This is a genomic window from Brachybacterium sp. FME24, assembly GCF_014897705.1.
Lineage (GTDB): Bacteria > Actinomycetota > Actinomycetes > Actinomycetales > Dermabacteraceae > Brachybacterium.
Window position 1 is genome coordinate 344,302 of sequence record NZ_JABUXV010000001.1, and the last position, 19,780, is coordinate 364,081.

20 protein-coding genes are annotated in these 19,780 nt (G+C 71.1%); 8 read left to right on the forward strand and 12 right to left on the reverse strand.

Annotation, left to right across the window (positions count from 1 at the left end; translation table 11 throughout):
• Positions 1–97: 97 nt before the first annotated feature.
• Positions 98–1,075 carry an o-succinylbenzoate synthase gene (locus INT51_RS01620; protein ID WP_193103438.1) on the reverse strand — a complete coding sequence of 326 codons (978 nt, stop codon included), beginning with the start codon at positions 1,073–1,075 and terminating at the stop codon, positions 98–100.
• An 86-nt stretch (positions 1,076–1,161) separates the two neighbouring features.
• Here INT51_RS01620 and INT51_RS01625 point away from each other — a divergent pair, with 86 nt between their 5' ends.
• The 4 genes from INT51_RS01625 to INT51_RS01640 all read left to right on the forward strand — a co-directional run bounded on the left by INT51_RS01625 (position 1,162) and on the right by INT51_RS01640 (position 5,207).
• The gene (locus INT51_RS01625) at positions 1,162–1,752 is read left to right on the forward strand and encodes a GNAT family N-acetyltransferase (RefSeq protein ID WP_193103439.1); all 591 of its coding nucleotides are present in this window, start codon (positions 1,162–1,164) and stop codon (positions 1,750–1,752) included.
• A gap of 133 nt (positions 1,753–1,885) precedes the next feature.
• Positions 1,886–2,881, forward strand: a complete 996-nt coding sequence (locus INT51_RS01630) for a 1,4-dihydroxy-2-naphthoyl-CoA synthase (protein WP_193103440.1) — start codon at positions 1,886–1,888, stop codon at positions 2,879–2,881.
• Positions 2,882–2,888: 7 nt separating this feature from the next.
• The gene (locus INT51_RS01635; RefSeq protein ID WP_193103441.1) at positions 2,889–4,154 is read left to right on the forward strand and encodes an AMP-binding protein; all 1,266 of its coding nucleotides are present in this window, start codon (positions 2,889–2,891) and stop codon (positions 4,152–4,154) included.
• A 156-nt stretch (positions 4,155–4,310) separates the two neighbouring features.
• Positions 4,311–5,207, forward strand: coding sequence for a 1,4-dihydroxy-2-naphthoate polyprenyltransferase (locus tag INT51_RS01640; RefSeq protein WP_193103442.1), 897 nt, complete (start codon positions 4,311–4,313; stop codon positions 5,205–5,207).
• Here INT51_RS01640 and INT51_RS01645 read toward each other — a convergent pair.
• Positions 5,171–5,692, reverse strand: a complete 522-nt coding sequence (locus tag INT51_RS01645) for a DUF4229 domain-containing protein (RefSeq protein WP_193103443.1) — start codon at positions 5,690–5,692, stop codon at positions 5,171–5,173. The two genes, INT51_RS01640 and INT51_RS01645, sit on opposite strands and share 37 nt — an antisense overlap.
• 75 nt (positions 5,693–5,767) lie before the next feature.
• Here INT51_RS01645 and INT51_RS01650 point away from each other — a divergent pair, with 75 nt between their 5' ends.
• Positions 5,768–6,127, forward strand: a complete 360-nt coding sequence (locus INT51_RS01650; protein WP_193103444.1) for a PLD nuclease N-terminal domain-containing protein — start codon at positions 5,768–5,770, stop codon at positions 6,125–6,127.
• An 87-nt stretch (positions 6,128–6,214) separates the two neighbouring features.
• Here INT51_RS01650 and ccsB read toward each other — a convergent pair whose 3' ends face one another.
• From ccsB to INT51_RS01680, 6 genes are all read right to left on the reverse strand, one after another.
• Positions 6,215–7,321, reverse strand: a complete 1,107-nt coding sequence (gene ccsB, locus INT51_RS01655; RefSeq protein ID WP_193103445.1) for a c-type cytochrome biogenesis protein CcsB — start codon at positions 7,319–7,321, stop codon at positions 6,215–6,217.
• Entirely contained in the window at positions 7,318–9,108 is a 1,791-nt protein-coding gene (locus tag INT51_RS01660; RefSeq protein WP_193103446.1) for a cytochrome c biogenesis protein ResB, read from the reverse strand. Before INT51_RS01660 ends, ccsB begins: the two co-directional genes overlap by 4 nt.
• Positions 9,108–9,926 carry a cytochrome c biogenesis CcdA family protein gene (locus INT51_RS01665; protein ID WP_193103447.1) on the reverse strand — a complete coding sequence of 273 codons (819 nt, stop codon included), beginning with the start codon at positions 9,924–9,926 and terminating at the stop codon, positions 9,108–9,110. Before INT51_RS01665 ends, INT51_RS01660 begins: the two co-directional genes overlap by 1 nt.
• The gene (locus INT51_RS01670) at positions 9,923–10,528 is read right to left on the reverse strand and encodes a TlpA disulfide reductase family protein (protein WP_193103448.1); all 606 of its coding nucleotides are present in this window, start codon (positions 10,526–10,528) and stop codon (positions 9,923–9,925) included. Before INT51_RS01670 ends, INT51_RS01665 begins: the two co-directional genes overlap by 4 nt.
• Positions 10,525–11,172 carry a histidine phosphatase family protein gene (locus INT51_RS01675; RefSeq protein ID WP_193103449.1) on the reverse strand — a complete coding sequence of 216 codons (648 nt, stop codon included), beginning with the start codon at positions 11,170–11,172 and terminating at the stop codon, positions 10,525–10,527. The genes INT51_RS01670 and INT51_RS01675 overlap by 4 nt, the downstream gene beginning before the upstream one ends.
• Positions 11,173–11,268: 96 nt before the next feature.
• Complete coding sequence (locus tag INT51_RS01680; protein ID WP_193103450.1) at positions 11,269–11,817, reverse strand: MarR family winged helix-turn-helix transcriptional regulator; 549 nt, start codon at positions 11,815–11,817, stop codon at positions 11,269–11,271.
• A gap of 124 nt (positions 11,818–11,941) precedes the next feature.
• On the opposite strand from INT51_RS01680, the gene INT51_RS01685 reads away from it, so the two are divergent.
• Together INT51_RS01685 and INT51_RS01690 are read left to right on the forward strand one after the other, a co-directional pair.
• On the forward strand, positions 11,942–12,472 hold the full coding sequence (locus INT51_RS01685; RefSeq protein WP_193103451.1) for a YceI family protein: 531 nt from the start codon (positions 11,942–11,944) through the stop codon (positions 12,470–12,472).
• A 155-nt stretch (positions 12,473–12,627) separates the two neighbouring features.
• Positions 12,628–12,933, forward strand: a complete 306-nt coding sequence (locus tag INT51_RS01690; protein WP_193103452.1) for a glutaredoxin family protein — start codon at positions 12,628–12,630, stop codon at positions 12,931–12,933.
• A 104-nt stretch (positions 12,934–13,037) separates the two neighbouring features.
• Here the strand turns inward: INT51_RS01690 and INT51_RS01695 are convergent, their stop codons facing one another.
• The 4 genes from INT51_RS01695 to INT51_RS01710 form a co-directional block, all read right to left on the reverse strand.
• Entirely contained in the window at positions 13,038–13,136 is a 99-nt protein-coding gene (locus tag INT51_RS01695) for a 30S ribosomal protein bS22 (RefSeq protein WP_074712200.1), read from the reverse strand.
• Positions 13,137–13,288: 152 nt separating this feature from the next.
• Positions 13,289–14,989, reverse strand: a complete 1,701-nt coding sequence (locus tag INT51_RS01700; protein WP_193103453.1) for a GTPase family protein — start codon at positions 14,987–14,989, stop codon at positions 13,289–13,291.
• The gene (locus tag INT51_RS01705) at positions 14,986–16,740 is read right to left on the reverse strand and encodes a dynamin family protein (RefSeq protein ID WP_193103454.1); all 1,755 of its coding nucleotides are present in this window, start codon (positions 16,738–16,740) and stop codon (positions 14,986–14,988) included. The genes INT51_RS01700 and INT51_RS01705 overlap by 4 nt, the downstream gene beginning before the upstream one ends.
• A 120-nt stretch (positions 16,741–16,860) precedes the next feature.
• Positions 16,861–18,129, reverse strand: a complete 1,269-nt coding sequence (locus tag INT51_RS01710; RefSeq protein ID WP_193103455.1) for an acetoin utilization protein AcuC — start codon at positions 18,127–18,129, stop codon at positions 16,861–16,863.
• A 122-nt stretch (positions 18,130–18,251) separates the two neighbouring features.
• Between INT51_RS01710 and INT51_RS01715 the strand changes: the two genes are divergently transcribed.
• The gene (locus INT51_RS01715) at positions 18,252–19,667 is read left to right on the forward strand and encodes a TrkH family potassium uptake protein (protein WP_193103456.1); all 1,416 of its coding nucleotides are present in this window, start codon (positions 18,252–18,254) and stop codon (positions 19,665–19,667) included.
• Positions 19,668–19,780 lie beyond the last annotated feature (113 nt).

Below are 19,780 nucleotides of genomic sequence, written 5' to 3' on the forward strand. Positions count from 1 at the left end.
GCCAGCGTAATGCGGCGCGGGCGGATCTCTCCCCCGACAGGTCCCGACTCCCGGCGATAGCGCGACGAGCGGTCTCCGCCGTGGCGCCTCGCGCCGCTCATAGGGCCGCGGCGCACGCCTCCAGACGCTGCTGCCAGCGGGCGGCGAGCTCGGCGGGAGCGGCGTGCCGATCGGTCAGCTCCGGCGCGGGCTGCGGCCGCTCGACGGGAAGGGTGCCGCCATGGGCGAGCAGAGCGTCGGTGACCAGGTCACCGGTCAGCAAGGTCGCGGTCGCCAGGCCGCAGGCGTGCGGCAGGTCGGGCAGTGCGGCGGCGAGCGCGAGTCCTGCGCTGAGGCCGACGCTGGATTCCAGGGCCGAGGAGACCACCACGGGCAGCCCCGCCTGCTCGGCGAGATCCAGGCACCGTTGGACACCGCCGAGCGGCTGCACCTTCATGACCAGCACGTCGGCCGCCTCTGCCCGGGCCACTCGCAAGGGGTCCTCGGCGCGACGCACCGATTCGTCGGCCGCGATCGGGATGTCCATGGCGCGGCGCAGGGAGGCGAGATCCGCGATGTCGGCGCAGGGCTGTTCGGCGTACTCGAGGCCGCCGGCGGCGCGGTCCAGGACCGGCAGTGCGTCGAGCGCCTGGTCGAGGGTCCAGGCAGCGTTGGCGTCGATCCGCAGGTGGGCGCCGGGGCCCAGTGCGTCGCGCACCGCCTCGAGGCGTTCGGCGTCCTCGGCGAGGGTGGAGCCGGGGTCGGCGACCTTGATCTTCGCGGTGCGGGCACCGCCTACGGTGGCGATGCGATGGGCGAGCACAGCGGGCACCACCGGGATGGTGACGTTGACCTCGATCTCCTCGCGCAGCGCTGTCGGGCGGGGCTGCGTGGCGTCGGCAAGTGCGGCCCGCAGCCAGGCCGCGGATTCCTGGACGTCGTAGTCCCAGAAGGGGGAGAACTCCGCCCAACCTGCAGGGCCGTGCAGGAGCAGGCCGTCACGTTCGGTGATGCCACGGAAACGGGTGGTCATGGGGATCGTCCACGCGAACGCGCGGTCGATCCCACGCTCGCGCAGGGCGGTGGGGAGGAGCATCCCTCGAGGCTAGCGGGCGGGCCTCCTCGGGTCGACGTCGAGCCGACCCCGTGCGCCGTGCCGCGCAGGAACTCACAATGGTGGATATGTCCTCCCCCGCTTCGCCGGCCTCGCCTCCTCGCTCGGACGACTCTGCTGCGCACCTGCTGCGCCCGGTGCGCGAGTCCGATGCCTCGGCCATCCTCGACGCCTTCGCCTCCGCGCCCGATATGTCCCGGCAGGGGGACGCCACCACCATCGAGCAGGCGCGGCAGATGGCGAGCTGGCTCAGCGCTCCCCCACGTCGGGGCACGGCGATCCTCGACACCGCCTGCGACGAGCTGGTCGGCGTGATCGGGCTGAGCGTCGACGACGACCATCGCACGGGGTGGTTCTTCTACTGGCTGCATGCCGCCGCGCGCGGTCAGGGGCTGGCGGCCCGGGCGGCGGCGAGCGTCGCCAATCATGCGCTGCGCGGCACCGCTGACGGCGGCTGGGGCCTCGAGCACCTGGAGCTCGGCCATCGCGCGAACAATCCGGCGTCCGGGGCCGTGGCCCGCGCAGCCGGGTTCGTGCACGAGGGGATCGAGCGGCAAAAGTTCCTCATCGACGGCGCCCGCCACGACGTGCTCACCTACGGTCGCGTGGTGGGCGATCCGATCCCCGAGACGGCAGAACTGCCCTGGGTTCACTGCTGAACCGGCCCGGGTCCGCGGGCCACGCAGGTTCCCGAGGCGCCCCGGCGCGCGCCCGTCCGCTGCTCGCCGTGGTCCCCGCACCGGGGCGTCCCCGGTGCCTCCGGTGCGCCCGGGCCGGACTACCCTGAATCCCATGACCTCCGCTTCCGATCCGCTGCCCCACCAGGTCTCCGAGACCTTCGACCCCCGTGCATGGCGGGAGGTGAGCGCCGCCGAGCACGGCGGGCCGGTCTTCGCCGACATCACCTACCACCGGGCAGTCGAGCGCGGGGAGAGCCCCGATGGCGAACGGACCGCCAGGGACCTGCCCGCGGTGCGGATCGCCTTCGACCGCCCCGAGGTGCGCAACGCCTTCCGGCCGCGCACGGTCGATGAGCTGTACCGGGCCCTGGATCATGCCCGCCTGGACACCGGCGTGGGCGTCATCCTGCTCACCGGCAACGGCCCCTCCCCCAAGGACGGCGGACATTCCTTCTGCTCCGGCGGTGACCAGCGGATCCGCGGCCGAGCCGGGTACGAGTACTCCGATCAGGAGGAGCTCGGCGAGACCTCCGAGGTGCGCACCGGCTCCAGCGGCCGCCTGCACATCCTCGAGGTGCAGCGCCTGATCCGCACCATGGGCAAGGTCGTGATCGCCGTGGTCAATGGCTGGGCCGCCGGCGGCGGGCATTCCCTGCACGTGGTCGCGGATCTGTCGATCGCCTCCCGCGAGCACGCACGGTTCAAGCAGACCGATGCGAACGTCGGCTCCTTCGACGGCGGCTTCGGCTCCGCCTATCTCGCCAAGCAGGTGGGCCAGAAGCGGGCCCGGGAGATCTTCTTCCTCGCCGAGGAGTACTCCGCGCAGGACGCCTACGACTGGGGCGCGGTGAACCGCGTGGTCGACCATGCGGACCTCGAGACGGAGGCCCTGGCGATGGCCCGCACCATCGCCACCAAGTCGCCGCAGGCGATCCGCATGCTGAAGTTCGCCTTCAACCTGGCCGACGACGGGCTCATGGGCCAGCAGGTCTTCGCCGGGGAGGCCACGCGACTGGCCTACATGACCGACGAGGCGGCCGAGGGCCGTGATGCCTTCCTCGCCAAGCGCGACCCCGACTGGTCGCCCTTCCCGCACCCGCAGGGCTGAGCAGGCCATGACCACCACCCCCTGGCTGGTCCCTCCCTCGTACGACGCCTCCGCCGCCTCGCTCGCCGCGCACACCGAAGCACTCGGCGAGGTCCTGGCAGGCACCGGGCGGCTGTGGCTGGGACCGTTCGACCCCCCGGCGACCCTGCCCCCCGACTTCGAGGACACCGCGCTGGTGGTGCCCACGTCGGGCTCCACCGGTTCCGCGAAAGCGGTGGCGCTGACCCGCGAGGCGCTGCTGGCCTCACAGGATGCGACCGCCGCTTTGCTCGCGGTCGACGCCGCCGCGCAGACCCGGGGGCACGGTTTCTGGCTCCCGCTGCTGCCGCCGACGCATATCGCCGGGGTGCAGGTCCTCGCCCGCGCCCACCGCACCGCCCAGGTTCTCGGACTGGCGTCGCCGGCGCTGCCGGACCCGCTGCCGGATCTGCGCGGTCACTTCGACGGCGCCGCGTTCGTCGCGCTCGCCGAGCCCGTGCTCGAGCAGGCCGAGCAGGCCGGCCTGCCGGCGTTCACCTCGCTCGTGCCCACGCAGTTGACCCGGATCGTCACCGGCGCGACAGGGGCCGACGCCCGAGCCCGCGCCCTCCTCAAACGCTTCGCTGCTGTGCTGGTGGGAGGCGCGGCGACCAGCCGTGAGGTGCTCGCCAAGGCCCGCAACCAGCGGATCCGGGTGCGCACCACCTACGGCTCCTCGGAGACCGCGGGCGGCTGCGTCTATGACCGCGCCGCGCTGCCCGGTGTGCAGCTGCGACTCGAGGCGCCCGACCCCACCGGGGCAGGTCGCCTGGTGATCGCCTCCCCCACCCTGGCGCTCGGCTATCTCACCGCCGAGGGCGGCACCGACACCACGCCCTTCTTGGCCGGCACCCCGCGCACCTTCACCACCTCGGACCTCGCCGAGCTCGCCGAGGACGGCACGCTGACCGTGCTCGGCCGGGCCGACGACGTCATCAACACCGGCGCCCGCAAGGTCCTCCCGCAGGACGTCGAGAGAGCCATCGAGCGTTCGCTCATGCTGCGCGGGCTGGTGCGCGCCAGCGTCGTGGTCGGCGTGGCGGATCCCGAATGGGGCCAACGCATCGAGGCGCTGGTCACGCTCGAGCCCGGGGTGGAGCCCGCCGAGGCCTCCGCGCTGGTGCGCTCGGCGCTGCGTACCAGCGAGGTGCCCGCGCACATGATCCCCAAGCGGGTCCATGTGGTCGCGGAGCTGCCGCTGCTGGGCATCGGCAAGGTCGACCGTCCCGCCGCCCGCCGCCTCGCCGAGAGCTGAGAGCAAGCAATCGGGGCTGGGCGCACGCCCGCCAGGCTCACCCCGGGCCCGGCTGCGGCGCGGCGGCAGGAGCAGGGACGGGAATCGGGGACGGGCTGCGGCGTATCCTCGTACGGGCTGCCGCACGGGCGGCCCGAGGACCTCACGAGGAGCACGATGGCCAGCCTGTCGCAGTGGGTGCAGGGCGCCCGACCCCGAACTCTTCCCGCCGCCCTGGCCCCTGTCGCCGCCGGCACCGGCGCCGCGATCTGGCAACTGGGCACGCAGGACGGCAGCGTCGACTGGCCCCTGGTGATCCCGCGGGCGCTGCTCGCCCTCGCCGTCGCCCTCAGCCTGCAGATCGGCGTGAACTACGCCAACGACTACTCCGACGGGATCCGTGGCACCGACGACGACCGCGTCGGCCCATTCCGCCTCACCGGCTCCCGCGCCGCCTCCCCCGGCACCGTGAAGACCGCCGCGATCGGAGCCCTCGCCGCCGGCGCACTGTTCGGGGTGGTGCTGATCGTGCTCGCGCAGATCTGGTGGGCGCTGCTCATCGGTGCGGCCGCCGTCGCTGCGGCCTGGTTCTACACGGGCGGCAAGAAGCCCTACGGCTACCTGGGGCTCGGCGAGCTGTTCGTGTTCATCTTCTTCGGCCTGGTCGCGGTCAACGGCACCGCCTATGCGATCACGCTGCGCTTCGGGTGGGTCGCGCTGTTGGCCTCGATCGCGATCGGCCTGCTGGCAGTGGCGATCATGCTGACCAATAATCTGCGCGACATCCCCACCGATACCCTCGCCGGCAAGCGCACCCTCGCAGTCCGGCTCGGGGACCGCGGCACCCGTGCCCTGTTCGCCGCGACCTTGCTGATGCCCTTCGTGCTCATGGTGCCGGTAATGGTGGTCCAGTGGCCGGTTGTGCTGGTGCTGCTGGCCCTGCCGCTGGCGATCTCCCCGGTGCGCATCGTGCTCGGCGGCGCCCTGGGCCGGGAGTTGATCCCTGTGCTCGGCGCGACGGGCCGGCTCGAGCTGGTCTACTCGCTGCTGCTGCTCATCGGGTTGTGCGTGTGAGTCCTGCGGGGACGACCATCGGACGCTGCGGAGTCGATCGGCGCGCCCGACTCGGCCGGCTCCACTGACCCGTCCGGTTCCCCGGCCTCGTCGGCGGGCAGCTCGGGGAGCTCGACCGGGCTGGTGACCGCATCGCGCGCCGTGCCGGAGCCGCCTGTGAGGTCGTCCTCGACGTCGGGGGCGCCGTCGGCGTCGTGGGTGCTGGCGCCGGCGTCCGTACCCTCGGCGTCCAGAGCGGCGTCCTCCGCCTCGGCGTCCTCGTCGACGTCCTCGGCCTTGCGCTCGCGGCGGCGATCGTCGGCAGCCTTCCACCGTTGCGCGGCCGCGCCGCGGAATCGGCTCAAGAAGAGGATCGAGATCAGCATTGCGAGCAGCGCCGCCAGCACGCCCGCCAGCATCACCCCGATGTCGAACAGGGACAGGACCCACCAGATCCCGGCCCACAGGGCCAGCCGGACGACGGCGAACAAGGCCATTTCTCGCATGGCCCCAGAGTAGTTCGCCCGCATGGGTGCTTCCCGATCCGGCCGATGATCAGGTGCACTCACTACACTTCGGCCATGGCACGCGGCATCATTGCAGTTCTTTCCATAGGCCTCACGGTCTTCGCGCTGGCCGACTGCGTGCAGACCGAGGACGACAAGATCCGCGGGATCCCGAAATGGGTGTGGATCGCGCTGGTCGTGCTGCTGCCCTGGGTCGGTCCGATCACCTGGCTCGTGGTCGGCAAGGACCGGCCCACCAGGGGCGGCGGCGAGCCGCCGCATCGCGGCGGGCCCACCGCGCCCGACGAGGACCCCGACTTCCTGCGCAAGCTCGATGACGACATCCGTCGCGAGCGCCGCGAACGCACGCAGGGCGACCAGGGCGACGGTACGAGCGGCACCGATGGGCCGAAGAGCGGCCCTACCGGCTCCTGAACCCAGCAGCCTTCCGGACGAGGCGCAGAGACGACGCGGCCCCGACCGGACACTCGTCCGACCGGGGCCGCGTCACCTGCATCGGACTCAGAGACCCGAGTACGAGTGCAGGCCGTTGATGATGGTGTTGACGATCGTGTAGTTGAAGACCACGGCCACGAAGCCCGCCAGGGCAAGGCCTGCGGCGCGATTTCCGCGGAAGCCGCCGGTCGCACGGGCGTGCAGGTAGGCGGCGTAGATCACCCAGATGATGAAGGTCCACACCTCCTTGGGGTCCCAGCCCCAGTAGCGGCCCCAGGCCTCGCGGGCCCAGATCGCCCCGAAGATCAGGGTGAAGGTCCAGCACACGAACGCGACGGAGTGGATGCGGAAGCTCAGGCCCTCGAGCGTCGTGGAACTGGGCAGGCGGTCCAGGACATGGCCGAAGCGACCCCAATGCTCGGGGTACTCCTCGCCGGCCGCGGCCTTCTCCACCATCGCCCGCTCATGTCGACCCTGCAGGAGCTGCATGGTGGCGACCACGGCCCCGAGGATCGACAGCGCGGTCGCGACGATCGCGATGGCGATGTGGATGTAGATCCAGTGGGAGTTCTGCAGGCTCGGGGTCAGCGCGGCGGCCGGGACGATCCACAGCGTCTGCGCGAGCAGCATGACCAGCAGCACGGGCCCCACCACGAACGTCCCCAGAGCACGCAGTTCGGCACGCTTGATCGAGAAGATCAGGAAGGCCGCCATCACCACGGCGGTGCTGGTCGTCGCGAACTCGTACATGTTCGCCCACGGCACGCGCTGGGTAGCGGCCGCTCGGGTCGCGACGCCCACGATGTGCAGCATGGTCGCGGCGCCGGACAGGATGAACGCGAAGGTCTGCGCGCTCATCGCCCCGGTGGCCGGGCCGGTGCCGCTGTGGGCCTCGTCGCCGGCGGTGCTCTCGACGCCATCACTCGAGGAGCCGGGCCCGCCGTCGACGGTCGCGGAGGTCGTCCCTCCGGAGCCTGCCGCTGCGAGGACCGCGGGCTGCGTGGCGCGAGCTGCCTTCCGCTCCTGCTCCTCGCGGGCGGCGAGGCGCTCGTCGCCGCGTCGCTGCGAGGTGGAGGCGAGGTCGGCGGCGAAGCCGATCAGCGCGAGCACGTACAGCACGATCGTCACCACGATGGCGAGATTCGAGATCTCCGCCAGCTGCTGGTCAATCACTGTGCACTTCCTTCGTGGGTGTCATCGGGGGCCGCGTCGGGTGGCGCGGAGTCGGAGTGCCGGGTCCCATCCTGCGACGCGGCGAGCTTGTCCGCCAGGGTCTTCACATCATCGGTCAAGGTCGGATCGTCACTGCGGGCGAGACCGGCGACTTCGAGGACGACGAGCCCGCCGCCCCCGCCCTTCCCATCGTCCTCGCTCACGCGCACCCAGAGGCGCCGACGCGGCACGAACAGCGACAGGATGAGCCCGCCGACGGCGACCAGGGCACTGACCAGCACCCAGCGCTCGAACGGGTCGTGCGCCACGTCGAAGGCGGCGTAGCGTCGCACGCCGTCGAAGCTGACCGTGGTGCCATCGGGAAGGTCGTAGAACTGCCCGGGGGCCAGGCTGACCAGCACCGGAGTGCCGTCCTCGCCGGTGATCGGCTCGAGCGTGGAGACGTCGACCTCGTAGGCGTTCTGCGGGACTCCGGAGTCGAGGCCGAGGTCCCCCTGGTGCACGGTGAGCGCGAGCTGCGGGTCCACCAGGTCCGGGTAGATCGAGTGCGGTCCCTGCTCGTCGATCACGCCGGTGGGCAGGAAGAAGCCGACCACAGCGGTCTGCTTCGGGCTCGCATCAGGTGCCTTGATCACCAGCTGGGAGGTGTAGCCGACGTCGCCCATCGGCACCGTGATGACCGGGCCCTCGGCGACGACGTTGCCCTCGGGGTCGGTCACGGTGACCTCGGGGGCGTAGCCGTTGCCGAGCAGGTACATGGACGCGCCGTCGACGTGCAGGGGCTTGTTGACCTGCAGCGTCCGGGTGTCCTGCTCCTGGCCCGGCGTGGTCACGGCCACATCGGCCTCGAAGGACAGCGGCTGTCCCACCCGGCTCTCGTCCGCGCCCTCGAGCACGTACTCGGCGCGGAACTCCTCCAGCGTGAACTGGAAGGGAGGGAGGTCCGCCGCGTCGAACCAGGCACCGGACTCGAAGGAGTCGTACTGGGTCAGGGAATTGGAGAATCCATTGCCCTCGACCACCGTGATCTGCCCGCGATAGTTGGTCAGCTGCCCCCCCGCGATGCAGATCAGAACACCGACCAGGGAGATGTGGAAGAGCAGGTTGCCGGTCTCGCGCAGCAGTCCGCGCTCCGCGCTGACGGATCGGGACGCGGTCTCCTCACGACGATCGGTGCGGTACCGCGAGCGGCGCAGGGAGCGCTGCGCGCGCTCCAGCAGGGCATCGGCGTCGGCCCCCGGCAGCTCGAGGCGGGTGTACCCGGCGAAGCGGGTCAGGCGCGAGGGCGTGCGAGGGGGCTTGGCACGCAGCTGACGCAGGTGCACCCCCAGCCGCGGGATGATGCACCCGATCAGCGAGATGAACAGCAGCAGGTAGATCGCGGAGAACCAGGGCGAGGAGAACACCTCGAAGAATCCGAGGGTGTCGAGGATCTCGCCCCAGCGACCATTCTCCTCGAGGAACTGATCGGTCAGAGCCGGGTTCACGCTGCGCTGCGGATACAGCGAACCCGGCACGGCCGCGATCGCCAGGAGCATCAGCAGGATCAGAGCGGTCTGCATGCTGGTCAGCTGGCGCCACAGGAACCGTCCGGTGCCGCGCAGCCCGAGGGCCGGCGGCGTCGCGCCGCCCTTGGCCGGCCGCGGCCCGTCCTTGTCCCGCTTGCTGCTCCAGGAGTCGGCGGCGGCGCTGGTCCGGCCCGACTCGGAATCGCTCGTGCGTGTGCTGTTCAGGGTCTTGTCCGTCTCTTCCGGGGGGTTCGTGCGGTCGGCATCGTCCGTGCCCATCACACCACCGGCTCGTAGGTCGCGATGAGCCCCTGCAGCTCGCTCATCCAGGCCGACCACAGTCCGGTCATGAGCAGCACGCCGATCGCGATCAGGAGGGCACCGGAGAGCAGCCCGATGGTGCGACGGTGGGCAGAGAGCTTCTTGCTGATGCCCAGGGCCCGCTCGAACAGCAGGGCGAACAGCACGAAGGGAATGCCGAGGCCGAGCGAGTACGCGAGGGCCAGGATGGCGCCGCGCATCGCCGCGCCGTCGCCGCCGCCGTCGAGCGAGAGCGCCACGATCGCGGCGTAGGTGGGGCCGATGCAGGGGGTCCAGCTGAGCCCGAAGATGAGACCCATCAGCGGGGCACCGGCCAGGCCGGCATCCGGGCGCTTGCTGGTCAGCGGCCGGTTCGCCCCCAGGCCCGGGAAGACGCCCATGAAGACCAGGCCCATGAGCAGCACGATCGCGCCGGCGACCCGATTGATCCAGACGCTGTACTCCTGCAGGAGGTGGCCGAGCGCTCCCGCGAAGCCGCCGAGCACCATGAACACCACCGCGAAACCGGCGACGAACAGCAGGCTGCCGGTGAGCATGCGCCCGGCGCCGGGCTTCCCGCGCCGCGCTCCCGAGGGCTTCTTGGCCCCGACCCCTGCCGTGACGGCGCTCTGTCCCGCGAGTCCGGAGACGTACCCGAGGTAGCCGGGCACGACAGGCAGCACGCAGGGCGACAGGAAGGCGACCAGTCCGGCCGCGGCGGCGACGGCGACGGCGAGCAGGAGGGATCCGGACAGCGCTGTCGCCTGGAAGGCTGCTCCGACCTCAGCGGTGATCATTCGGCCAGGACCGTGTCGATCATGGCGCGCAGCGTCGAGGGGTCGGCGGCGCCGGAGATGCGTGCAGCGACGCGGCCCTCCCGGTCCAGCACGAGCGTGGAGGGCACGGCGTTGGGCGCGACCTGGCCGCGCATCTCGTACATGATCTCGGCGTCCGGGTCGGGCAGCGAGGGGTAGGTGATCCCGTAGGTCTCCTCGAAGGCACGGGCCGGACCGGCGGTATCGCGCACGTTGACTCCGACGAAGGCCACCCCCTGCTCGGCGTAGTCCTCGTGGATGGCCTGGAGGTCCGGGGCCTCCGTGCGGCACGGCGGGCAGGACGCGTACCAGACGTTGACCACGAGCACCTCCCCGTGCTGATCGCCCGAGGAGAAGTCCTCGTCGTCGAACGTGGTGCCGGAGATGTCGAGTGGATCCGTGCGCTCGGCTGCCGGGATCTCTGTGGTCACCCCGTCGCCGGAGACGTAGCCGGATTCGTAGCGGTCAGCAGTGCTGGATCCGCATCCTGACAGGACCGGGAGCAGCGCGGTCGCGGCGAGAGCGCCTGCCGCGCCGATCACGCCCCGGCGCGAGGGTCGCGGCGGGAGGGACTTGGCGCTCATGTCAGCCTGCCTCCGGTGGCGTCGACCGCCCCGGCGTAGAGCTCTGCAGCGGGTTCGGCGTAGCTGAGGTCGGACAGATGGGGGCCGACGAAGCGCAGGCTGGTCACCGAGCACAGGCCGCACTGGCGGCGGCGCGGATCATGCGCGAGGGGCTTGCCCTCGGCGCTGCGCCGTGTCACCCAGATCGGAAGCTGATGGAGCACCAGCACCGCCTCGCGACCCTCGGCCTCGGCACGGGCGTCGTGCACCGCCGAGATCACGCGGGCGACCTGGTCGCGGTACGGCTCGCCCCAGGAGGGGCGCAGCGGGTTCAGGAACCAGCGCCAGTTGCGCGGGTCGGTCAGCTTCGCGTCTCCGTGCCCCATGCGCTGTCCCTCGAAGCGGTTGCCCGATTCGATGATCCGCTGATCCGTGGTGACCTCGAGACCGTGGGCCGCCGCGATGGGGGCTGCGGTCTGCTGCGCGCGCAGCAGGGGTGAGGAGCGCACCAGCGCGACGTCGGAGTCCGCCAGGTGGCCGGCCACCCGCTGCGCCATCTCCTCGCCGCGATCACTGAGGCGGTAACCGGGCATGCGCCCGTAGAGGAGGCGATCGGGGTTGTGCACCTCGCCGTGGCGGACGAGGTGGACGGTGGTGGTGGTCACGGGTACGCGTTCCTCCCTCAGGAGATCAGCAGAACAGGTAGGTCAAGTGGCGCGGGTGGGGCCGAGCCGCCTCACGGTACCAATCCAACCTCCGGATCAACCCTGGGAATCGGGTCCGACGTGAGGAGGCGGACTCCCGATGCCGATCGGGGCGTCCTCGGGGACCGCGCGACCCAGGATCCGGCCCAGCTCGAGGAAGTCGTCATGCCCGACGACGTCCAGCAGCAGCTCCCGCACGGAGCGCACGTGCGTGGGCGCCGCCTTCTCGAGCAGCGTCATCCCGGCCTCGGTCAGCTGCGCCTGGCGGCCGCGGCCGTCGTCCGAACAGCGCACGCGTTCCACCAGTCCGCGCTTCTCCATGCGGGAGATGGTGTGGGTCAGGCGCGAGCGGGAGTGCACGACGCGGTCCGCGAGCTCCGACATGCGCAGGAAATGCCCCTCCGACTCGGACAGGCGTACGAGGATCTCGTACTCGCCCAGCGTCAGGTCGATCGTCGGATCGGCCTGCAGCGCCTCCGAGAGGCGGTCGTTCAGAAGCGTGGTCGCGTAGAGGAAGCTGCGCCAGGCTGTCTGCTCCCGGTGCGTCAACCAGAGCTCCTCCGGGGTGGACGCGCGGTCCTCATCTCTTGACTCCATGGTGTGCATCACTGTCTCCTTCTGGTGAGGTCATGCCTGTTGCATTGCCCCCGAGTATAGTTTATGTTTCAAGCAATGGGTGGTGGTCGGACCCGATCACCGTCATAACCAGTCAACCTCAAGGAGACATCACATGAGCGACCTCACCCCCGGCACCTGGACCCTCGACGCCAGCCACACCTCAGCGAGCTTCACCGTTCGTCACGCCGGCATCTCCAAGGCCCGCGGCCAGTTCACCGATGTCCAGGGCACCCTGGTCGTCGGCGAGGGCGGCGAGAACCTTTCCTTCGAGACCACGCTGATGACCTCGTCGGTGAACACCTCCAACTCCGACCGCGACAACCACCTGCGCAGCGGCGACTTCTTCGACACCGAGAACTTCCCGGAGATCACCTTCGTCTCCACCGAGGTCAAGGGCGAGACCCTCGTGGGCGACCTGACCATCCGCGACGTCACCAAGCCCGTCGAGCTCGACTTCGCCTACGAGGGCTCCGCGACGGATCCCTTCGGCACCTACCGTGCGGGTTTCACCGGTGCGACCAAGATCTCGCGCAAGGAGTTCGGCCTGACCTGGAACGCCGCTCTCGAAGCCGGCGGCGTGCTGGTCGCCGACGAGGTCAAGATCTCCATCGAGGCAGAGTTCACGGCGCCGACTGCTGCGTGAACCTCCTCCTGCCCGCAGGACGTCCTTGACGTCGCGGGACCACGACGGGCCGTCTGCCGAGCGCAGGCGGCCCGTCGTCGTCGACTCTCCGCCGCGGCGATGACACCCTGCCTCCGCTCCCCGATGCCGCCCCCGATCTCGATAGGGTTCGCCTCATGACCGCCACACGCATCCCGTCCCCCACCGACCCGGACGCCCGGGTGCTGTACCTGACCAGGGAGGGCTGCCATCTGTGCGAGGACGCCCTGCCGGTGGTCCGGGCCGAGGCCGACCGGGCCGGCACCTCGGTCGAGGTGCGCGATATCGACACCGACGAGGCGCTGCGCGCGGAGTGGGACTACGACGTGCCGGTGATCATCCTGGACGGCGCCGTCCATGCGAAGTACCGCGTGGATGCGCAGCAGCTGCGCGCCGCGCTGGCGAAGCGGTCGTGGTGGCGCCGCCTCACCGGCCGCGCCTGAGGCGCCCACAGCCGTCACCGTGGTCACCACCCGCTGACGCCGCCTGCCCCGAACGCGCAACGGCCCCCGCCGAATGGCGGGGGCCGTTGCGTCTCACACAGTGCTCACTTCTTGTTGCGACGCTGGTGACGCGTCTTGCGAAGCTGCTTGCGGTGCTTCTTCTTGGACATGCGCTTGCGTCGCTTCTTGACGACAGAACCCATAGGTTGCCTCTGTTCTGCAGGCCAACGCCTGCGGGATGGTCCAGCGGTTCAGGAATGCGCGGCCCGCGGAAACTGCACAGAGGTCGTACAGAAGTACTGCGCGGATCCGACGCCACGGTCGACCAGCCATTCTACACAGCAGATCCGTGTGTCTACCCCTGCGCGAGTGCGAGATCCCTCGCAGTCTCCTCGGCCAGCGCGAGCTGCGCATCCACGTCGGTGATCACGTGGTTGTGGGCCACGTCCGCTACTCGGGTACGCAGGATCCTCTGCGCCCGTCGGCGATGCCAGGAGGCCGTGAGCGCCGCGATCACGCCTCCCGCGAGACCGATCAGGATTCCGGCGGCGATGCCGAGCACCATCAGGGCCGTGGGCAGCGGGATCGGGATCCACAGCTCCTCGAGCATCGGCATCGGTGGCGGAGGGATCTGGAGGAAGGCCAGCGCCGCGTTCAGCACCAGCCAGCCCAGACCCACCACCCAGGTGAGCATGGCGAGCCACTGCAGCACGTCCAGCACCGGCCACCACCAGGAGGTGCTCCCGGCCCGCAGATCGGCTCCGGCGACTGCTTGGTCGAGGGCGTCCGGCAGCTCCTCCTCCCGGGATTGGGCGGCGCCGCGCACCGCGGCGCGCCATGGATCGCTGCCGCCCTCGGACGCCGCGTCGGCGAACCGGCGCACCCCGCCCGAAGCGCGGGCGCGGGTGGGGGCGTCGGGCTCGGGCAAGGAGGTGCGCTCCAGGCCGTCACCATCGCGTCCGCGCCCGATGCCCAGGCGCCCGAGCGGGTCGGGGCGCGCTCGGCGAAGCCACCGCAGCGGCGGCCATCCCACGCGGCCTGCGGCCCGGTACCGGTAGGAGGCGCCGACGGCCTGGGCGACCGGTTCCACGCGGGCGGCAGTGGCGAGATCCTCGATGAGGGTGTCGACCTCCGCAGCCGAGGTCCCGGCGGGCAGACCCGTAGGATCCGCCGCCTCCCGCAGCCGCTCGGCGCCGCTGCGCACGTCGGCACGCTGACGGGACGCGGCGGCCTCCCGGGTGTGGGCCAGGGAGATCAGGTGCTCGCGCAGCTCGTCGACGCCCTCTCCGCTGGCGGCGGAGGTCGCGAACACCGGCGCCTGGTCGAGGCCGTCGGCGCGGGCGATGCCCGCGAGCGAGTCCAGTACGCCGTCGCGCTCGGCCGCACGGAGACGATCGAGCTGATTCAGGACCAGCACGGTCACGGCGTCGTGGCCCGCGAAGGGCCGCACGAAGTCCTGGTGGAGCACGGCGTCGGCGTACTTCTGCGGGTCGGTGACCCAGACGAGGACATCGACCATTCCCGTCATGCGCTCGGCGATGGCTCGATTGCCGGCCTCCACGGAGTCGAGGTCTGGCAGGTCCAGCAGCACGATGCCCGGGGTGGTCGCGGGCTCCTTGCGCTTGGCGCGTCGCCCTGACCTCTGTGGGGCCGCTGCGGTCTCCAAGCCGACCCCGGTGCCGTCGAGGTGGTGACGGTCCTCGACCTCGAGCCAATCCAGCAGCGCATCGCTGCCGGCGGCGCCGAGCACCGCGGCGACGGGCGCCGAGGTGGTGGGCCGGCGCACCGCGGCTCGGGAGATGTCGGTGCCGACGAGGGCGTTGACGAGCGAGGACTTCCCCGAACCGGTGGCTCCGAAGAGGCCGATCACGGTGTGCTCCGCAGACAGCGCGCGGCGGCGATCGATGCGGGAGAGCAGCTCCCGAGCGGCCTCGACCTCGCTGCCGGGGGCGATCCCGTCCAGGGCGTCGGTGGCACGGTCGAGGGCGTCGAGCCGTTCGACCAGCGGTGCCGGTCCCGTACCGGAGCGGCCAGGTCGTGTCAGAAGGGGGCTCATGCATCCTCCCGGATCCCGTGGGCGAGCTGGTCGAGGGCATCGGCATCGGCCGCCAGGAGATCCCCGGAGCCGGTCTCGCCCACGTCGTCGAGCTGCTCGAGGAACGGTGCGGAGCGCTCGGCGACGAGGGCATCGAGGCGGGCGGTCAGGCGTTCTCGGGCCAGGCGGGCCAGGCGTCGCACCGCCTCGTCACCGAAGACTGTCTCCAGCAGCTTCTGCCCGACCACCGCGGTGGCCGCCCCGGCACCGACCTCGAGGCCGGTGGGGATGAAGGCGGTGGAGGCGAAGACGACGACCATGAGGGCCACGCCCACGGCGTTCACCCCGAGGGACAGGAGGCGGGCCTTGGTGCGGCGGTCGGAGCCCTCGGCGCGCACGAGCTCGAGCACGTCGCCCTGCCAGGCGCGGATCGCAGCGGAGACGTCCTCGCTGTAGCCGTCGGGGATCCGGGAGAGGTCCCGGCCCTCGGAGAGGTAGCGGCCCGATGGGGTGGCCCGCCAGGCGGCGTCGGCCCGGTCGGCACCGCGCGCGGTCTCATCGATCACGACGTGCACGAGACCGGTGCCCAATGCCTGCCCGGCGGCGACCGAGGGGGCGGGCTTGCCGGTCAGCGCCAGGCCCACGCGGTCACGGAACCGGGTGAAGAGGTTCTCGACGCCGCGGAAGAACTCGCCGGTGCCGACGACGTCCTGCCAGCGGGTCAGGACCTCGCCGCGCAGCAGGGAACCGTCTCCGAGGGCCTCGTCGATGCGCGTGCGCGAGCCCGAGAAGGCGGACAACGCCTCCTCGCGCAGCCGCTCTCGTTCGGCGTCCTGGCTGCGGGCGTGCTCGGCGATCTGCCGGGTCGAGCCGGCCAGGCCGGAGACGGCGCCGGCGAGGGTGCGACGGGCGATGCGGCCGCGGCCGTCGGCGTCGGCAGCGAGGCGGGTGAAGTGCTGCTGGAGTTCGGCGATGGCCGCGGGCGGCAGCATGCCCTGTTCATCGAGCTCGGTCTCGGGGACGAGGAACAGGCGGGTGACCTCGATGCCGTTGCGCTCGAGCATCGTGCGCAGATCCTCGGCGAGCTCCTCGGAGACCCCGGTCTGCTCGGGGATGCGGTTCATGACCACGTCGACGGTGACGTCCCGCTCGGCGGCCGTACGCAGCACCTCCCAGGGCACCGCGTCGGCGTAGCGGTTCGCGGTGGTGACGAACAGCCAGAGATCCGCGGCACGCAGCAGTTGGCGGGCCAGCTCCCGGTTGCCGACGGCCACCGAGTCGATGTCGGGCGCATCCAGCAGCGCGATCCCCTGCGGGATCCGGTTCTCCGCGTGCAGTTCGAGACTGGTGGCGGGGTCGACGTCACCGGTGGTGTCCCCGGCCCCGGGCGCCTCCGGATCTGCCTCGCCACCGGCGTGGACCCGGGCGAGACCCGGCAGGATGCGGGCGCCGGTGAACCAGGCCTCGTCCGCGGGGTGGTGCAGCAGCACCGGCCGACGGGTGGTGGGGCGAATCGCACCGGAGCGGCTGACGAACTCTCCGACCAGCGCGTTGACCAGTGTGGACTTGCCGGCGCCGGTCGAGCCGCCGATCACGACGAGCAACGGGGCGTCGAGGGACTGCAGGCGCGGGATGACGTGGTCGCCGAGCTGGGAGAGGGCGGCGGTGACCTCGGCGCGGGCCTGGTCGGCGCCGTCGACGGGCAACGGGAGGTCCAGGTCGCGCAGATGCTCGGCGAAGGTGTCCAGCACCGTGGTCGTCCGGGTCGTCATAGGTCCCCCTGGGAGGTCTGGGCGTATGCCCCGGAGCCCGGGCATACGGGCGACATTGTTGCAGGACTGGTCGCAGCGGCGGAGCCGAACGACCCCCTGATGGCTGCCTCGCGTCGGCGCTCAGTCCAGGAACGGGTCCAGCCCCCACTCGGGGAAGGCAACGCGCCGGGCGGCCTGGACCGCTCGGTCGAGGTCATCCTCGGGGTCGAAACCGCCGGTCCAATCGCGCACGACCAGGGGTCGACCGTCGCCGAAGGTGCGGATCGCCGGCTCCGGGGACAGTCCGTGCTCGCCGCGGGCGCGGGAGGCGGCCTCGTGGAACGAGTCGGGCAGTGCGGTCGCCGGGTCGATGGCCTCGCCGCTGGCGACCGCGAGCAGTTGGGCCCAGGAGCGAGGGACCACGTCGATCACCGCGTATCCCCCGCCGCCGAGGGCCAGCCAGCGGCCGCCGCACACCTCGTCGGCGAGCTCGCGCAGCATGATCATGACTTCGCGGTGCGCCTCGAGGGTGACGGTGAAGTCGGCGAGCGGATCCATGCGATGGGTGTCGGCGCCGTGCTGGGTGACCAGCAGGGTCGGTTTCACAGCGCGCACCAGGGCGGGCACGGTGGCACGGATGGCCCGCACCCATCCCTCTGCGCTGGTGCGCGGCGGGAGCGGCACGTTGATCGCCGAGCCCTGCGCATCGGCTCCACCGGTGTCCTGGACGAAACCGGTGCCGGGGAACAGCCGTTCCCCGGTCTCGTGGACCGAGAGGGTGATCGCGCGGGGTTCGTCCCACAGCGCCAATTCGACGCCGTCGCCGTGGTGCACGTCGACATCGACGTACATGACCCGCTCCTCCCCCTGGTCGAGGGCATGGCGGATCGCGATCGCGGCGTCGTTGTACACGCAGAAGCCGGAGGCGCTGGCGGGGCGGGCGTGATGCAGGCCGCCGGCGATGTTCACGGCGCGCTCGACAGTGCCGGAGCGGATCGCGTCGATCGCCGCGATGGACCCGCCGGCGACGCGGGCGGAGGCGGTGTGCATGCCGGGGAACGACGGCACGTCGTCGCCGCCGATCCCGAAGCGGATCAGCTCGTCGACGTCGTCGTCGTCCCGCGGCCCGGAGGCCCGGCGCACGGCGTCGATGTAGTCCGCGTCGTGCACCCTGGCGAGCTGTTCGTCGCTCGCGACGAAAGGTTCGATGGTCCGGACCCCGGGACGGTCCAGCACCCCGGCGCTGCCGGCGAGCTCCCGGGTGAGGGTCAGTCGCACCGGGGACATCGGGTGGTACGGGCCGAAGTCGTACTCGCACAGGTCCTCGGACCACACGAATCCACAGCTGACTTCCGCGGTCGGTTCGTGGACCGAAGGAGCAGGAACGGGGAAGTGCGCAGCGGCGGGCATGGGTCGAAGCGTACCCAGAGCGCCGTCGCAGTGTCCGCCCACCTGCCCCGAGCGGAGCGTCGGCGGTCGTAGACTGCCGCGGACGCGACCGCCGGTCGCCGGGAGACGAGGCAGGGATCGGGATGACCGAACGCCAGGCGAAGGCCGCGATGCGTCACGTGCAGCCTCCGCACGGTCGGCCGAAGAGGACCGGCTGGCGCGATCATCTGGCCGCCCTGACCAAGGCGACCCCCGCACGTCTCACCCTCGGCGTGTTCACCCTGCTGATCGTCGTGTTCACGGCATTGCTCTCCCTCCCGGCCGCGACTGTCGAGGGTGAGCGCACCCAGCTGGTCGATGCTCTGTTCACCGCGGTCTCCGCGATCTGCGTGACGGGCCTGGTGACGGTCGAGACCGGTACGCACTGGTCGACGTTCGGCCTCACGGTCATCATGATCGCGATGAAGATGGGCGGACTGGGCCTGCTCACGCTGGCGTCCCTGCTGAGCCTGTCGGTGATGCACCGGCTCGGGCTCGCACAGCGGGTGATCACCGCCCAGGAGACCAAGGCCGAGCGGCTCGCCGAGGTCGGCGGGGTCCTGCGCATCATCCTGATCACCTCGACCGCCTTCGAGGCGGCGACGTTCGTGGCGCTGACCCCGTACATGTTCATCACCGACCATGACGTCCGGGAGTCGCTCTTCCTGGGTCTGTTCTATGCGATCAGCGCCTTCAACAACGCAGGTTTCATCCCGGAGGCGGGTGGTGTCGAGCCGTACCTCGGTGACCCGTTCTTCTCGATCCCGATCGCGCTGGCGGTGTTCGTCGGCTCCCTCGGTTTCCCCGTGATCCTCGTGGTGGTCCGGAAGCTGCGCACCCCGCGGAAGTGGAGCCTGCACGCCAAGCTCACGCTGTCCACGACTGCCCTGCTGCTGATGCTCGCGTGGGCCGGCTACCTGCTCATGGAGTGGACCAATCCTGCGACCCTCGGTGACGAGCCGATCCACACGAAGATCCTGGCCGCAGGCTTCGCGGCGGTGATGCCCCGCTCCGGCGGCTTCTCGACGCTCGACGTCGGGATGATGACGCCCGAATCGCGGCTGATGACGGACATGCTGATGTTCATCGGCGGTGGCTCGGGATCCACCAGCGGCGGCATCCGGGTGACGACCTTCGCACTGCTGATGCTGTCGATCTGGGCCGAGGTGCGCGGCAATCCCGATGTGGAGATCTTCGGCCGGCGGATCCCGCACGAGACCATCCGCCAGGCGATCGGGGTGCTGGTCATGAGTGCGACCGTGGTCTTCCTGGCGACGTTCCTGCTGCTGCGGATGACCTCCTTCTCGCTGGACCAGACACTGTTCGAGGTGCTCTCCGCTTTCGGCACGGTGGGACTGTCCACGGGCATCACCCAAGCCCTGCCGCCCGAGGCGAAATGGGTGATCATCGCCTGCATGTACGTCGGCCGGCTCGGCCCGATGACCCTCGGCGCCGCACTGGCGGTGCGCTCGCGCACCCGGATGATCCAGTTCCCCCAGGAGCGCCCGATCGTCGGCTGAGCGACCGGGAAGAGCTCGGACCGGACAACATGACCACCCGATCCTGAGCGACTCGTAGACTGTGCCCGCCCGGCTCGCGGATCCCCGCAGGACCTGTCGGGATTCAGGAGGAG

What these genes read in the sequence shown, in the direction of transcription:
- INT51_RS01620 (WP_193103438.1), bottom strand. Translation starts at nt 1,075, where the DNA reads ATGCTCCTCCCCACCGCCCTGCGCGAGCGTGGGATCGACCGCGCGTTC.
- INT51_RS01625 (WP_193103439.1), top strand. Translation starts at nt 1,162, where the DNA reads ATGTCCTCCCCCGCTTCGCCGGCCTCGCCTCCTCGCTCGGACGACTCT.
- INT51_RS01630 (WP_193103440.1), top strand. Translation starts at nt 1,886, where the DNA reads ATGACCTCCGCTTCCGATCCGCTGCCCCACCAGGTCTCCGAGACCTTC.
- INT51_RS01635 (WP_193103441.1), top strand. Translation starts at nt 2,889, where the DNA reads ATGACCACCACCCCCTGGCTGGTCCCTCCCTCGTACGACGCCTCCGCC.
- INT51_RS01640 (WP_193103442.1), top strand. Translation starts at nt 4,311, where the DNA reads ATGGCCAGCCTGTCGCAGTGGGTGCAGGGCGCCCGACCCCGAACTCTT.
- INT51_RS01645 (WP_193103443.1), bottom strand. Translation starts at nt 5,692, where the DNA reads ATGCGAGAAATGGCCTTGTTCGCCGTCGTCCGGCTGGCCCTGTGGGCC.
- INT51_RS01650 (WP_193103444.1), top strand. Translation starts at nt 5,768, where the DNA reads ATGGCACGCGGCATCATTGCAGTTCTTTCCATAGGCCTCACGGTCTTC.
- INT51_RS01660 (WP_193103446.1), bottom strand. Translation starts at nt 9,108, where the DNA reads ATGGGCACGGACGATGCCGACCGCACGAACCCCCCGGAAGAGACGGAC.
- INT51_RS01665 (WP_193103447.1), bottom strand. Translation starts at nt 9,926, where the DNA reads ATGATCACCGCTGAGGTCGGAGCAGCCTTCCAGGCGACAGCGCTGTCC.
- INT51_RS01670 (WP_193103448.1), bottom strand. Translation starts at nt 10,528, where the DNA reads ATGAGCGCCAAGTCCCTCCCGCCGCGACCCTCGCGCCGGGGCGTGATC.
- INT51_RS01680 (WP_193103450.1), bottom strand. Translation starts at nt 11,817, where the DNA reads ATGCACACCATGGAGTCAAGAGATGAGGACCGCGCGTCCACCCCGGAG.
- INT51_RS01685 (WP_193103451.1), top strand. Translation starts at nt 11,942, where the DNA reads ATGAGCGACCTCACCCCCGGCACCTGGACCCTCGACGCCAGCCACACC.
- INT51_RS01690 (WP_193103452.1), top strand. Translation starts at nt 12,628, where the DNA reads ATGACCGCCACACGCATCCCGTCCCCCACCGACCCGGACGCCCGGGTG.
- INT51_RS01695 (WP_074712200.1), bottom strand. Translation starts at nt 13,136, where the DNA reads ATGGGTTCTGTCGTCAAGAAGCGACGCAAGCGCATGTCCAAGAAGAAG.
- INT51_RS01700 (WP_193103453.1), bottom strand. Translation starts at nt 14,989, where the DNA reads ATGAGCCCCCTTCTGACACGACCTGGCCGCTCCGGTACGGGACCGGCA.
- INT51_RS01705 (WP_193103454.1), bottom strand. Translation starts at nt 16,740, where the DNA reads ATGACGACCCGGACGACCACGGTGCTGGACACCTTCGCCGAGCATCTG.
- INT51_RS01710 (WP_193103455.1), bottom strand. Translation starts at nt 18,129, where the DNA reads ATGCCCGCCGCTGCGCACTTCCCCGTTCCTGCTCCTTCGGTCCACGAA.
- INT51_RS01715 (WP_193103456.1), top strand. Translation starts at nt 18,252, where the DNA reads ATGACCGAACGCCAGGCGAAGGCCGCGATGCGTCACGTGCAGCCTCCG.